Genomic DNA, 14,229 nt, shown 5'->3' with positions numbered 1-14,229 from the left:
TCAAACTGTCTCGGTAAGAGTAATATTATTAAACGGATCAGGTAATCTCATTAATTTAGCTATTAAACTAGCAATTTTAGGACGCATATCTTTACGATGAATGATCATATCAATTGCGCCTTTTTCAAGTAAAAACTCACTGCGTTGAAACCCTTCTGGTAACGTTTCACGAACAGTTTGTTGAATTACTCGCGGTCCAGCAAAACCTATTAGCGCTTTAGGTTCTGCAATGTTAATATCACCTAGCATCGCCAAACTTGCAGATACACCTCCCATGGTAGGATCGGTCATTACAGAAATATAAGGTAAACCTTCATCTTGCATTTTAGCAAGAATCGCACTAGTTTTTGCCATTTGCATTAACGAAAACAAGGCTTCTTGCATTCGAGCACCACCACTTGTTGAAAAACAAATTAAAGGGCATTTATCCTCAATAGCTTGCTCTGCTGCTCGTGTGAATAATGCACCAACAACAGAAGACATTGATCCACCTATAAACGCAAACTCAAAACAAGCCACAACGACTGGAATACCTAGTAATGTACCTTTCATTACAACCATTGCTTCCTTTTCGTGGGTATCCTTTTGCGCTGCGGTTAAACGATCTTTATATTTTTTAGTATCTTTGAATTTCAAAATATCTTTAGGCATAAGCTCTGTACCGATCTCAGTATCCGAACCTTCATCTAAAAAACGGTATAAACGCACACGGGCAGGAATATGCATGTGGTGGTCACATTTTGGACAAACCTCTAAATTAAGATCAAGTTCAGCTTGATAGATAACTTGCTCACAATTACTACATTTAGTCCAAACCCCACCAGGGATATTTGCTTTTTTATGATCTGACGATATATTATTTTTACTAAGAATTTTTTCAATCCAGCTCATTATGATTCTCTCATTCTGGCACTCTTTACAAATTTGGAGCTATTGTACAATACTTTGTGCTAATTCTTAATAGTTGTTTTTATTTTTATCTTATTTGGTAAATGGAATTTCCCTCAGAATATGACATTTAAAACAAATTAAAACACTAAAAATTTAAATACCACTGAGAAAACATCATTTATATATAAAAATAGATTTAATATGACCTTAAAAAATTATTGGTATATAATTGGTAAAATTTTATTTTCCATTTTTTAAAATTAAGGGGTTATAGATGGACAAGGAAAAATCAACCGCACCATCGTTTCAAGGTGTACTTGAATATATTCGTTTATCTCGTCGTTTAAATAAATTAAAACGCGAAATTTCAGATAACGAAAAAAAGATTCGTGACAACCAAAAACGAGTATTATTACTTGAAAACTTAAGTGAATATATTAAACCAGATATGACTTACGAAGAACTTCAAGCAATCATTGCTAACATGAAAAGCGATTATGATGATCGCGTAGACGATTACATTATTAAAAATGCTGAAATTTCAAAAGAGCGTCGAGAAATCAGTAAAAAAATGCGCAGTTATCGTTCTAACTAAGCATACTATTTTATAAATAGCGTCCCTTGCATGTGGACGCTATTTTTTATATAACTAAATCAGCCTCCAGCCAATTTGACTTTAAATCCTTTATCTTCTAACAATGATTTTAATAAATCTCGTTTATCCCCTTGAATTTCAATAATGCCATCTTTAACCGAACCACCACAACCACAACGTTTTTTTAATTCTGCTGCTAACTGTAATAATTGTGCATCACTCATATCAAATCCCGTAATAACACAAACACCTTTACCTTTACGACCTGACGTTTGTCGTTGGATTCGAATAATGCCATCCCCCTTAGGCCGAGAGATCATTGTTTCAGTTGGTTTAATTCGACCTTTATCGGTCGAGTAAACAAGTAGATTTTCTGACATCATTTTGTTTAGCTCTTAGTTGGTTCAAGTGTTGCTAAAATTGTTTTTAACGCTTGAGCAGGATCGTCTGCTTGAGTTATTGGACGACCAATCACTAAATAATCAGAACCAGCAGCTTGAGCTCGCTGAGGCGTCATAATCCGACGTTGATCATCGGGATCGCTACCTGCGGGTCTTATACCTGGTGTAACTAACTTAAAATCACTACCTAATCGTATTCTAAAACTTTGAACTTCTTTAGCTGAACAGACCACTCCATCAAGCCCGCAGTTTTTAGCAAGTGTTGCCAATCTAGTCGCTTGTTCTAGAGGTGATACATTGATACCAATTTCTTGAAGATCGGTTGACTCCATACTGGTTAGTACAGTTACTGCGATCAAAATTGGTGCATCTTTACCATATGAATAAAGCGCATCCTTTGCAGCAGTCATCATGCGAGAACCCCCGCTAGCATGTACATTGGTCATCCAAACCCCCAGATCAGCAGTGGCTGCAATTGCTTTTGCGACAGTATTAGGAATATCATGAAATTTAAGGTCTAAAAAGACATCAAAACCTTTTTGCATAATTTTCTTAATAAAATCAGGTCCAGCATGAGTAAAAAGCTCTTTACCGACTTTGAGTCGACAATCTTTAGGATCTACTCGATCAATAAAATTCCACGCTGATTTTAGATCCGCAAAATCAACTGCAACTATAATTGGTGATAACATAACTCACTTATTCCTTTTAATAAAAATTTAGCTGTTTTTTCTAACAAATTCGTTCAAATCGGTATAAAAAATGCGGGCACTTTCTTTATAGCCTTTCAGAGTCTGATGTACTAGATCTGGGCGAGCTAACTTTTGTTGACGCCATTGTTTAATAGAATACTTACCGCCCATTGCCACTTGCCAATCCCAAAATAATGTTTTTTCAGATTTAGCAACTTGTTTTTGAATTTCCATAACTTTAGCAAAAGACGGAGGCATATCTGTTTCATTTAACATTGTATCTGGCGGTGTCATTAGCAAAATTGCCGCATTAGGTAATGTTTTACGGATCAGTCTAATATTATTGATTAAGTTGTTTCGATACTGATCAGCATTTAATGATTTATCAAAACTTTCATTTGTTCCGTATTGCAGAATAACCAAATCACTTTTTGATACACTTAGTTCTTTATACCAATCTTGCCCCCACTTTTGCAAAATGGTTTGTTTTGCCCCATTCGTAGCAATCGATGAAACAATTACACCAGGTTGTTGGTAACGAGTTAACCAAACGCCACCAAGCTCAATACTTCTTTGCCCTTTTATAATTAAAGGCAATTTAGATACAACCGTTGTAGTTTGCCAAATATTTGATTTAGGCATATAACTAAAATCTAGTTTATTATTATTTGCATCATAAAGTGTTAGTATATTTGAACTGCTTTTAAGCATCTTAAAGGTTAACTTAACTTGCCAAGTTTTATCCTTTAATCCTATAGGTATAATCTGGATAGCCGCCGAATCTTTATTAGGTTTAGCAATAAAACCACCCATAGGGAAATCCAAATTACTTAACTTTCGGCTACTTAACACATCCCAATGATTAAATTTCCATGTCACTGCTGCATGGTTTTGCCCCTTTATCTCAATAGGCGTTATCCAACCAACACCTGCATTACCATACTTTTTTTGCATTAATGTTCTAAATTCACCTGTAAAAAAGTCAGCTGCCGAATGAGAATCGCCAAATTGAGTGATATTAATGACTTTATTAGTTTTTTTGTTATTAGCTAATAACTTTAAACTTCTGGTAAATTGTTTAGTATTAGGATCGCCAAAATCAATAATGGCAGATGCAGTAGAAGTTTTACTTTCTGCTACGCTACATCCAACGGTAATAGTTATTACAATTACCGCTGTAATATATTTTAAAAATTTAATCATTATGGAGGCCCTCTAATTCTTTATAAATTATTTTTTCCATAATTTCTTTTGCCAGAATTTTTTGGCCTGTTGGAGTAAAATGAACGCCATCGTCAACCCTTACTTTGATTTTTGCTTTATCTATTTCTACAAAATTGCTGAATTTTTCGTATGTACATCCTAATAATTCATTGGTTGTTAAAAAATGTTGTCGAGCTTTTTCTATTTCAGATTTATATAAGCTGTTTAAGTAAACCATACCATCATTTAATTTTGCCTTACGCATACAAGGCGCCGCAAGCCAAAGTACTTGAACATTATGCTCTATGGCACTATTTAAGATAGATTTAATACGTAAACGGTATTGATCTTCCCACAATTCAGATTTGAATTTAGCATATTTGATATACCCCTTAACAGGGAAATCCCAAGGATCATTAGCACCAAGAAAAACAACAAGTAATTTAATAGAAGGATCAGCAATTAAATGATCGTTAATTGTTTTTGACCAATCAAAAGCTCTTGGATAAGCAAGACCTGTACTTTGTTTGCTCAAATCAAGGCTTTCTATTTTATACTGTTTAAATAGCATTTTTTTAACATATGGTGCAACACCTTGCATTAAAGAATCCCCTGCAAAAAATACTTTATCATTACTTGTTAATACAATAGGTAGTGATTTATTAGTTAATTCAATCTCTACGTTTAGATTTTTAGGTTCATCTTGCAATACAGGCTCTAGTTTTGCTTTATTCAGTTCGATAGTATCTGAATGTGTATCCGAATTTGAACTTATTTTACTATCTTGAATATTGACTAATTGATCTCTTTTTAAATCCACTTTTGTTACAAGTTCGATTTTATTATGTTGTTTTTCATCTTCAGGATAAGGCGCATTTAACTCTGAACTCTCATTTTCAAAAATAGGCAAAAAAATATTAATAGATGGAGTAAGTAATGTTGATTTTCGTATTGGCAAATATTGTTGAATATTAGGTTCATTATTGTTATTTTCTTCCAATTCTTGAGTTGGTAGTGTGCCTTGAGCAATAAAATTATTACTGTTAAGTAAATCGGTATGATATGCCTGCTGCCAATAAATTAGTATTGATTTATAATAAAGTATAATTAATGCCACTGAGGTAACAAACAAAACAATCAATATATAACCAGCAGATAAATGGTTACTGACAAGAACTGAAGCAGGTTTGTTTTTTTTATTTTTCTGATGACTTTTTTTAAATGTATTTTTATTCAGCGATTTATGATGTTGCCGTTTCAAATTCGATGGTGATTTTTTATTACTTCTCGAAAACGATTTTTTATATATCATCATAACTAAGCACTATAATTAAAAATTAGCGTAAATAAAGTTAGGAATACCTGATGGCGCAATATAAATAGCCAACCATAAAATAAAAATAAATACCAATGGTAAAAAAAACAGTGATATTTTGGTTAATTGCATGATAAACCACTCAGTGAAATTTTTACACATTGGATAAATGAAGTAGATAAAACTAATAACTAAAAACCCCCCTGCATATTGTGGTTCTATCAAAAAATTATGCACTAATGCGGACAAATAATCCAACGCATCAAACACGTTTTCACAATAAAAAAAGAGCCATGTAAAACAAACATAATGCCATGTTAGTAATCTTGCTAACGTTGGCGAACGTAGTGCTATCCTATCTTTACCTAAATAACGATCACCAATATTAAGTGCCACAATGCCAATACCATGACATGCTCCCCAAATAATAAAATTAAGACCTGCACCATGCCATAGTCCAGACAGTAACATGGCAATCATGACATTAATTTGCGTTTGAATAAAACCTCGCCGATTTCCACCAAGTGGAATATAAATATAATCACGAATCCAGTGAGATAAGCTAATATGCCAACTCCCCCAAAAGTCTTTTAAATTCAATGATAAATAAGGAAAATTAAAGTTAATTGGCAAACGAAAACCTAGTAATAAAGCCATACCTGTAACTAAATCTGTGTAACCCGAAAAATTTAAGTAAATTTGTATAGCATAAGCATAAAGTCCAACTAACAAATCAATTACACTAAATTCTAATGGATTGGCAAATATTGGTTTAACCCAATGCTCACTGATTAAACCACCTAAACAGTAAACCTTAATAACAGCCAAAATAAGCAATGTAAATGCACGAAACGGCTCTAAAATTTCGCGAGGTTGGGCAACATTGATTTGCGGTAAAAAATCTTTAGCACGGTTAATCGGACCTGCAATAATACTAGGAAAGAACGATAAAAATAGTGCAAAATCCCAAAATTTAGCAACAGCAAGCTCTTTCTTTTTTATTGAAACTAAGTAACTTACCGAATGAAAAGTATAAAATGAAATACCAATAGGAATTAATACTGTTATAGCTGGCAATAAAACAGATAAATTCAATAAATTAAAAAATTCTTGTAGCTCGTAACGGAAAAAATCAAAATATTTAAATAAGGCTAGATTAATAATTGATACACATAACCCTAAAACGAGCCATCGCTTTGCATGATGTTCCGATGCGGCAATCATCACCGAAAATAAATAAATCACACAGGTATAAATAAAAAGGATAAGCGAAAATTGCCAGCTATAACTACCAACAACAAGATAGCTTGCTACTAAAAGCAGGCTATTTTGTATTTTGGGCGATCGGTAGCATCCCCAATACAAGGCAAAAAAAACAATAAAGAGTAAACCAAATTCAATAGATAAATAACTCACTGTCATCCTTTTTATTTAACGGGATACTTTCCTAAAATTTTTTGACAAATTCCATTATAAATTTTTTAACTCTCCGTTTCGCTAATCAATTCGGATTGAGCAAGTACATTATAAACAATGAGTTCCTTATTCAATCCAGTAACAGTTAATAACTGGTTTCTTGCCTGTAACCATAAATTATAAAGTGCAGAAAGTTTTTCATTACTTTTAGTTGCAAACAATCGAACTAAAGGGACTTGATCACGATTAACAATAAAACGCCCTACTTTTTGCTTCGCTTTTAGCGCATCACTTAATAATGAACAGAACCAAATGATTTGTTCAATAAAATCTTCATTATCAAAGGTTTTAGCCAACTGCCAATAATTATTTTGTGGTACAACGTCTAATAAATGGTTACAAAAAACTTTACGTCGTTGCCACTTTTCAGGTGTTAATAATATCGCTGCTTTTAGTGGCGCATTTTCGCTCAATAATAACGCCGAGGCAAGTTCATTATCGCTATATTGCTGATCATGTTGTTTTTTTAACCACCCAATAGATTGTTCCAATTTAGGAAGAGCCAAAAAATAAGAAAAACAACGGCTATGTATTGTTGGCAATAATTGGCTATTATGTTCATCGCTCAAAATAAAATATGTATTTTGGGGTGGTTCTTCTAATGTTTTAAGCAACGCATTAGCAGCGGCTTCAGTCATTAAAGCCGCATGTTTTATCCAAAGAACTTTATTGCCACCTTGCTGAGATTTTTCGTAAACTTTGCTAGCTATATTACGAATTTGATCAATGCCGATTGAACGTTTACCTTGCTCATTGGTTATTACATCATAATCAGGATGATGATGAGCCAAAAACAATTGACAGCTATGACAGGTTAAGCACGGTTCTAATTGCTGTGAACATTGGCATAATAAACGATTTGCAAGCTTTGAAATAAATTCGTTCTCACCACTACCTTGAACATAATTAATTAGCAAAGCATGATGAGCACGCTTGTTTATAATTCCTGATGCTAATTGCTGATAAGGTAGCGAAAGCCATGGGTAGTCATTTAAGATCATTGAATATTAAACCTATTTTGTTAACCATTTTGTTAAAATTTGTTCAATTTGCTTGGTTACATTGTCAATTGATTGAGCTGCATCAATAATCATAATAGTATTGTCTTGCTTGGCAAGATCCAAATAACGTTGCCGAACTCGTTCAAAAAATGGCAACGATTGTTGCTCAATACGATCGAGTTTCCCTCTCGCTTTTGCGCGCATTAAACCAATTTCAGGAGCAATATCTAAATATAAAGTAAGATCAGGCTTAAAATCACCTAATACTTGTTCTTTTAATGTTGTTATAAAAGTTTGATCTAACTGACGCCCCCCACCTTGATAAGCCTGCGTTGATAAGTCATGACGATCACCTATCACCCACTTACCAGCTTTAAGTGCCGGTTTTATAACATTATCAATCAACTGAATACGCGCTGCATATAGCATTAACAATTCGGCTTTATCAGTCAAAGGGTCGTTATCTAAACCATTTTTAATCATATTGCGTAACGCTTCAGCAATCGGGGTGCCTCCTGGCTCTCTAGTAAATTGCAAATCGTCAATACTGTGTTGAATTAAAATGTGGGCAACGGCATTAATCGCCGTTGTCTTACCCGCCCCTTCAAGCCCTTCTATGACAATAAATTTGCCTGTCATACTAAATTCCTAATCTATTTATGATAAGCCTGTATTTAATATTGCGCTATTGTACGCTATTTTTATTCATTATTTTAGCCTGTATCATAAAAATAGCTTATTAAAATATAGTAGGTACATGGTTCAGAAACATCTAAATTATAAGGACACCTTTTAAATTAAAGTCAAATAAAACATAAATTAAACCATGACGCACATTATGCGAAGCATTACGTAAAAAAAAATATATTATAGCAATCTGTAAATTAATGACATTAAAGCCATTTAATCCTTATAATAATAAAGTAAACAATAACCCCACCAAACAATAACGAGCACAAAACGTAATACACTCTAGAGATATTTATGAATCAACAAGATAATAATAAACACCTTGAAGCTACTCAAACCAATGTAAAATGCCCTTTTATAATGACTATCATGCATAAATTAGTTCCTTTTTCGATGATTTGGATAAGTTTGGTTTTAATGTATGGTGTTGTGTGTATGTACACTAATTCTGTTGGGCAAGACGAGTTTTATCGCTTTATTTTCTTCTTGCGTAGCCCTTTTGTTGTCATGCTTAATTGTATAGCGTTATTTGTTAGCGTCTTCCATACGACAACTTGGTTTAATTTAATGACTAAAACGATACCAAGCGCACTGTTAAATAAAAAGTCGAACAGATTATTACTGATTGTAGGACTGTGGGCAGTTATGCTAGCTGTATCGGTTTTCTTATTTTTATTTGTATTGAAATGAGTGGTATTGAATCAATGAAAAATCAACAAATTCAAACAACAAACAAAGATGGAAGCGTAATAAGAAGTTTGTTTATGCTTGGTGGAACATGGGCTGCTATGTTTGCCCCCATTGTGCTAATAATTATGGCGTTTATGCTCCCCTTTGGGGAGGTTGCGACGCGATCTTATATTCTTAAAATAGCCAATACAGACATAGGTAAAGTTCTTTTATTTTTGACAATTTCATTACCTGTCTGGTTTGGATTACAACAAATTTTAACTATTTTGCATGAGCATCAAATCCACCCAAAACGTGAAAAATTACTGACATTTGGCTTAGCATTAGCATGGACATTACATGCTATTTACCTATTGTTTATTCGAATGTGATAATGTTTTTCTAGTAAATAGATAGAATACAAAAAATGCCATCAACCAAATAACGTTTTTTGTATTCTTGTATTCCTAAAAATTAATAATAAGTCAATTCTCGAGTCACCGTTGTTTGTTTACCACCTTGGTTATTTTTAACTTTACTTGCTGTTAGCCAGTCATTTTTTTCATTAAAAGTTAAAAATTTAGTGACATAATGAGCCGCTTCTTTACCTGCGGATAAATAAGAAGAATCGATGGACATTAATCGATGATGTTCATTATCGTATTGATACGAAAAATCACTTTCATTTTTCATATTATTACTAAATTGATAGAGCACTTTAGCTAACTGTTGATTTTGATACTCAAACGTATAGGTTGACGCCCCTTTTTGTTCTGTACCTGTGTATTGCCCATTCTCATCAATTTCTTTTAGTTGCCATTGTACATTTTTATTGATCAGGCAATTATTCGTGTCGTACATATAATTATCGGTTTCAACAAAAACAAAATCAGCCGCTTTTTTGGTTTGTTGGGATAGTACAATTTTGCCTTGTTCATCAGTACTAAATTGAATAATGCTATTGGTTTTATCTTCTGCATCTTCAATAATATTTTCCCAACCTGATTTATTTTTTTGTAGGTGTTCAGAATAAATTCGGATATCTTTTTCTGAATAAAGATCGTAATGGCTTTGTGTGATAAGCCCATTGGAATCATACATTAGTGTATGCTTAGCTGTTGTACTATTTACATCACTATCACTACCTAATTTAGTCGTTGAATTTCTAACCTCTTGCTTAATACCTTTTATTGGTGAGTCAATATAATCAAGAATCTGAAAGATATAATTATTTGATTCAACAGTATTTTTAGTAAGATTATCACCACAAGTTAGCGCCATCACTTTTATCGACATGAACGACAAACAAGATGTTAATAAAAAAGTGAGTATTCGTTTTTGCATAATGAACCTGTTAAATAAATTAATGTATTGATTTATTAAAAATTAATTATAATTTAAATTATTGTTTTATATATTCATTTTTTACGCATCAACAGCGCATCATCCCAATTGACCTTTTTTTCTTGGTCTGGCTTTTTATTTTGTTGATTTTCTTGTTGAGTATTATCTTTATCAGTAAATTTTACTGTAGTTTCTATTTTTTCAATTTTATCTAGGTGAATCAAAGTCTTATTTTGTTTTCGCGGTAATTTATCCAAAAATGAAAGTAATGTTTTGGTATATTCATCTTCAGGTGAATAGAAAATCTTTTCACGTGAACCTTGTTCAATAATTTGACCTTCTTTCATTACAACCACTTGATGACACATAGAATAAACCAACGCTAAATCATGGCTAATAAATAAATAGCTAAGTTGATACTTTTCTTGCAACGACTTAAGTAAATAAATAATCTGTTTTTGAATAGTATGATCTAACGATGAGGTTGGCTCATCTAAAATCAATAGTTCTGGTTGTAAAATTAATGCGCGAGCAATGGCTATTCGTTGACGCTGACCGCCAGAAAATTCAGTTGGATAACGATAACGCATTTCAGGGTCAAGACCAACTTCTTGCATAATATCAATTACCGCTTGTTCACGCTCCGCTCTACTTAGTTTTTTGTGAGTCACCAATCCTTCACTAATAATCTGCTCAACATTAAAACGTGGATTAAGTGATGAAAACGGATCTTGAAAGACCACTTGAATTCGGCTACGAAACGGTAACAATTTTTTAGCCTTTAAATGTTGTATCGGATGACTATCAAATAAAATATCACCTTGCGATTTAATCAATCGCAAAATCGCTAGTGCTGTAGTGCTTTTACCCGATCCTGATTCCCCCACAATCCCAACTGTTTCGCCTTGGTGTACAGCAAATCCAATGTTGTTAACGATCTTCTTTTTTTGGTTAAGAAATAACTGTTTTTTCCCAATGACTTCAACATTAAGATGATTAACATTAAGCAGAATTCCAGGAGTATCAGGCAGCGGTACTGGTTCCCCGGTGGGTTCGGAATTTAATAATGTTTGAGTATATTCATGTTGTGGGCGTAAAAAAATACGCTGCTTATTATTGTATTCAATAATTTGCCCTTGTTGCATTACAGCCACTTTATCAGCTAGCTTTTTCACAATACTAAGATTATGTGAAATAAATAACATGCTCATATTCAGCTCTTTCTTCAGCTCTTTTAATAACTGAATAATTTGCGCCTGCACTGATACATCCAAAGCAGTAGTAGGTTCATCGGCAATCAATAATTTAGGATGCGTTAAAATCGCCATAGCAATCATTACTCGTTGCCTTTCACCACCTGATAGTTGGTGAGGATAAACCGATAACTTACTTTTTGGATCTTTAATTCCCACACGATCAAGGTATTGCAAAATCTCGCTACGTGCATTATGGCGACTCATACCTCGATGCAATGCAAGGACTTCGTAGAGCTGTTTTTCAACGGTATGCAAAGGGTTTAATGACACCATTGGCTCTTGGAAGATCATACTAATTTCATTACCACGGACTTTACGAAGTTCTTTGTCTGGCGCGTGTAATAATGATTTTTCTTCAAACAAAATCTCGCCAGTTGGATATACCACTTGTTCCTTACGTAATAATCGTAAAATAGATAGTGCGGTAATGCTTTTTCCTGAACCTGATTCCCCTACTAGCGCAAGTGTTTCTTGCTCATTAATATCAAAACTAATATTACTTACTACTTGCGATAGTAAATGTGCACCACGTTTAAATGCGATACTTAAATCCTGTACTGATAATAAAGGAGAACTCATTGATATGTTCCTTTGTTTGGATCAAAGGCATCTCTTACCGCCTCACCAATAAAAATAAGCAGTGACAGTAAAGTTGCAATAATTAAAAATGAACTAATACCCAGCCAAGGCGCTTGTAAATTATTTTTACCTTGTAATAATAAACGACCAAGGGATGGTGAATCAATCGGCAAACCAAAACCTAAAAAATCTAGTGATGTTAAAGTAGTAATTGATCCGCAAAGAATAAAAGGTAAAAAGGTTAATGTTGCTACCATAGCATTAGGTAAGATATGACTAAACATAATCTTACTATCACTTACCCCCATTGCTCTGGCTGCACGGATATAATCAAAATTACGAGTTCGTAAAAATTCGGTACGCACAATTCCAGCTAATCCCATCCAACCGAACAAAACAGTAATGCCGAGCAACCACCAAAAATCAAGTGGCAAAATGCTAGCCAATAAAATAATTACAAATAAACCTGGCAAACCGCACCAAATTTCAATAAATCGTTGCCCTATTAGATCAACTATTCCACCATAATAACCTTGAATTGCACCAATGATTACCCCGATAATTGAAGTAAACGCTGTTAAAAAAATAGCAAAAAACATTGAAATACGAAAGCCATACAAGATATTCGCTAATACATCAAACCCTGCATCAGTGGTTCCCAACCAATGTGACGACGAAGGTGGTGTTGGAAAAGTGCTTGATGTATCGTAAATTAATGTATTGTAACTATAACGAAACGGTGGCCATAAAATCCAACCATTAGCTTCTATTTTCTTTTGTACAGCAGGATCAAGATAATTAGTTTGCGTTTCTAATTGCCCACCAAATTCCGTTTCGGGATAAAAATGAAAAATTGGCGAATAGTAATTATCCTGATATTTAATAAAAATCGGTCTATCGTTAACAATAAAATCAGCAAATAAGCTAATCACAAAACAGATCATAAATAACCAAAGTGAATAATAGCCACGGCGATTATGTTTAAATCGTTGCCAACGTTGTTGATTAATAGAATAATGAGTGGTCATTAGTTGCGAGCCTCAAAGTCAATGCGTGGATCTATCATCATATAAGACAAATCAGATAACAGCTTAGTAACAAGCCCAACCAACGTAAAAATGTAAAGTGACCCAAAAATCACGGGGTAATCACGTTGGATAATTGCCTCATAACCCAATAGACCAAGCCCATTAAGCGAAAAAATAATTTCGATAAGTAACGAACCAGTAAATAAAATCCCCACGAAAGCAGCAGGAAAGCCTGATATAATCAGCAATGTTGCATTACGAAAGACATGTTTATATAAAATTCTTCTTTCACTTAGCCCTTTAGCACGTGCAGTTATTACATACTGTTTGCGGATTTCATCTAAAAATGAGTTTTTAGTCAGCATAGTAAGCGAAGCAAAACCGCCAATAACCATTGCAATAGTAGGCAAACAGATGTGCCATGCGTAATCTTTTACTTTGCCCCAAAAATCAAGTTGATCAAAATGATTCGAAACAAGCCCACGAAGTGGAAAAACATCCCAATAACTGCCACCCGCAAATAGCACAATCAATAACACCACCAATAAAAAAGGCGGAATAGCATAACCAATAATAATTAACGTACTTGACCAAAAATCAAATGCAGAGCCATCTTTCACCGCTTTGCGAATACCTAAAGGGATTGAGATCAGATAAACAATTAAAGTACTCCATAACCCCAATGAAATTGAAACAGGTAAACTTTTGGCAATTAAACCTAATACCGATTCACTTTTAAAAAAACTATTACCAAAATCAAATAGTATATATTTCTTTAGCGTCTCGATATAACGTTCAAATATTGGTTTATCAAAGCCGTATTGTTTTTCTATCATCGCAACAACTTGTGGATCAAGCCCACGTGAGCCTCGATAGTTCGACTCATATTTATACTGTTGTACTGATGTTGAAGAACCACCACTCCCCGGCAATAATCCTTGCCCTGCTTGCGGGCCATTTTCAATCATAGCAAGCGCCTGATCGACTGGTCCACCTGGTGCAACTTGTACAATAAAAAAATTGATAGTCAAAATCACAAACAATGTTGGAATAATCAGCAACAGTCGACGAATAAGGTAATTTAGCATA

The 14,229-nt window shown here is 33.8% G+C and carries 15 protein-coding genes; 3 read left to right on the top strand and 12 right to left on the bottom strand.

Translation table 11 applies throughout. The features are described from left to right. A complete protein-coding gene (accD, locus tag GQ594_RS00560) occupies positions 1 to 891 on the bottom strand; it encodes an acetyl-CoA carboxylase, carboxyltransferase subunit beta (protein WP_160411012.1) in 891 nt (296 codons plus the stop codon). Between the two features lie 274 nt (positions 892 to 1,165). On the opposite strand from accD, the gene tmaR reads away from it, so the two are divergent. Next, a complete protein-coding gene (tmaR, locus tag GQ594_RS00555; protein ID WP_160400530.1) occupies positions 1,166 to 1,486 on the top strand; it encodes a PTS system regulator TmaR in 321 nt (106 codons plus the stop codon). Between the two features lie 59 nt (positions 1,487 to 1,545). Here the strand turns inward: tmaR and yciH are convergent, their stop codons facing one another. From yciH to tmk, 7 genes are read right to left on the bottom strand one after another with little or no spacing between them, the layout of a single operon-like run. Continuing rightward, the gene (gene yciH / locus GQ594_RS00550) at positions 1,546 to 1,869 is read right to left on the bottom strand and encodes a stress response translation initiation inhibitor YciH (protein WP_160411011.1); all 324 of its coding nucleotides are present in this window, start codon (positions 1,867 to 1,869) and stop codon (positions 1,546 to 1,548) included. Positions 1,870 to 1,874: 5 nt separating this feature from the next. Further along, positions 1,875 to 2,579: an orotidine-5'-phosphate decarboxylase gene (gene pyrF, locus GQ594_RS00545; RefSeq protein ID WP_160411010.1), complete on the bottom strand. Its 705-nt coding sequence runs from the start codon at positions 2,577 to 2,579 to the stop codon at positions 1,875 to 1,877. Positions 2,580 to 2,606: 27 nt separating this feature from the next. Next, complete coding sequence (locus tag GQ594_RS00540) at positions 2,607 to 3,782, bottom strand: GDSL-type esterase/lipase family protein (RefSeq protein ID WP_160411009.1); 1,176 nt, start codon at positions 3,780 to 3,782, stop codon at positions 2,607 to 2,609. Next, positions 3,775 to 5,097, bottom strand: coding sequence for an SGNH/GDSL hydrolase family protein (locus tag GQ594_RS00535; protein ID WP_160411008.1), 1,323 nt, complete (start codon positions 5,095 to 5,097; stop codon positions 3,775 to 3,777). The genes GQ594_RS00540 and GQ594_RS00535 overlap by 8 nt, the downstream gene beginning before the upstream one ends. Positions 5,098 to 5,112: 15 nt before the next feature. After that, positions 5,113 to 6,519: an MBOAT family O-acyltransferase gene (locus tag GQ594_RS00530; protein WP_442903518.1), complete on the bottom strand. Its 1,407-nt coding sequence runs from the start codon at positions 6,517 to 6,519 to the stop codon at positions 5,113 to 5,115. 59 nt (positions 6,520 to 6,578) lie between these two features. After that, complete coding sequence (locus tag GQ594_RS00525; RefSeq protein ID WP_160411006.1) at positions 6,579 to 7,574, bottom strand: DNA polymerase III subunit delta' C-terminal domain-containing protein; 996 nt, start codon at positions 7,572 to 7,574, stop codon at positions 6,579 to 6,581. A 12-nt stretch (positions 7,575 to 7,586) separates the two neighbouring features. After that, positions 7,587 to 8,213 (bottom strand): dTMP kinase, encoded by a 627-nt coding sequence (gene tmk, locus GQ594_RS00520; protein WP_160411005.1) that lies wholly within the window; start codon positions 8,211 to 8,213, stop codon positions 7,587 to 7,589. Positions 8,214 to 8,558: 345 nt separating this feature from the next. Here tmk and GQ594_RS00515 point away from each other — a divergent pair, with 345 nt between their 5' ends. Both GQ594_RS00515 and frdD read left to right on the top strand, forming a co-directional pair. After that, positions 8,559 to 8,954: a hypothetical protein gene (locus GQ594_RS00515; RefSeq protein WP_160411004.1), complete on the top strand. Its 396-nt coding sequence runs from the start codon at positions 8,559 to 8,561 to the stop codon at positions 8,952 to 8,954. Positions 8,955 to 8,968: 14 nt separating this feature from the next. After that, a complete protein-coding gene (gene frdD, locus GQ594_RS00510; protein WP_160411003.1) occupies positions 8,969 to 9,325 on the top strand; it encodes a fumarate reductase subunit FrdD in 357 nt (118 codons plus the stop codon). Positions 9,326 to 9,407: 82 nt separating this feature from the next. Here the strand turns inward: frdD and GQ594_RS00505 are convergent, their stop codons facing one another. The 4 genes from GQ594_RS00505 to GQ594_RS00490 all read right to left on the bottom strand — a co-directional run bounded on the left by GQ594_RS00505 (position 9,408) and on the right by GQ594_RS00490 (position 14,228). Beyond that, positions 9,408 to 10,277, bottom strand: coding sequence for a hypothetical protein (locus GQ594_RS00505; RefSeq protein WP_160400520.1), 870 nt, complete (start codon positions 10,275 to 10,277; stop codon positions 9,408 to 9,410). A gap of 74 nt (positions 10,278 to 10,351) precedes the next feature. Continuing rightward, positions 10,352 to 12,112 carry a microcin C ABC transporter ATP-binding protein YejF gene (gene yejF / locus GQ594_RS00500; RefSeq protein WP_160411002.1) on the bottom strand — a complete coding sequence of 587 codons (1,761 nt, stop codon included), beginning with the start codon at positions 12,110 to 12,112 and terminating at the stop codon, positions 10,352 to 10,354. Then, complete coding sequence (locus GQ594_RS00495) at positions 12,109 to 13,140, bottom strand: ABC transporter permease (protein WP_160400518.1); 1,032 nt, start codon at positions 13,138 to 13,140, stop codon at positions 12,109 to 12,111. The genes yejF and GQ594_RS00495 overlap by 4 nt, the downstream gene beginning before the upstream one ends. Beyond that, positions 13,140 to 14,228: a microcin C ABC transporter permease YejB gene (locus tag GQ594_RS00490; protein ID WP_160411001.1), complete on the bottom strand. Its 1,089-nt coding sequence runs from the start codon at positions 14,226 to 14,228 to the stop codon at positions 13,140 to 13,142. The genes GQ594_RS00495 and GQ594_RS00490 overlap by 1 nt, the downstream gene beginning before the upstream one ends. Position 14,229: the final 1 nt, after the last annotated feature.

Source organism: Gilliamella sp. Pra-s52 (assembly GCF_009795805.1).
Taxonomy (GTDB): domain Bacteria; phylum Pseudomonadota; class Gammaproteobacteria; order Enterobacterales; family Orbaceae; genus Gilliamella.
Note: the sequence above shows the minus strand (reverse complement) of the source record. Positions and strands in the feature narration are given on the sequence as shown.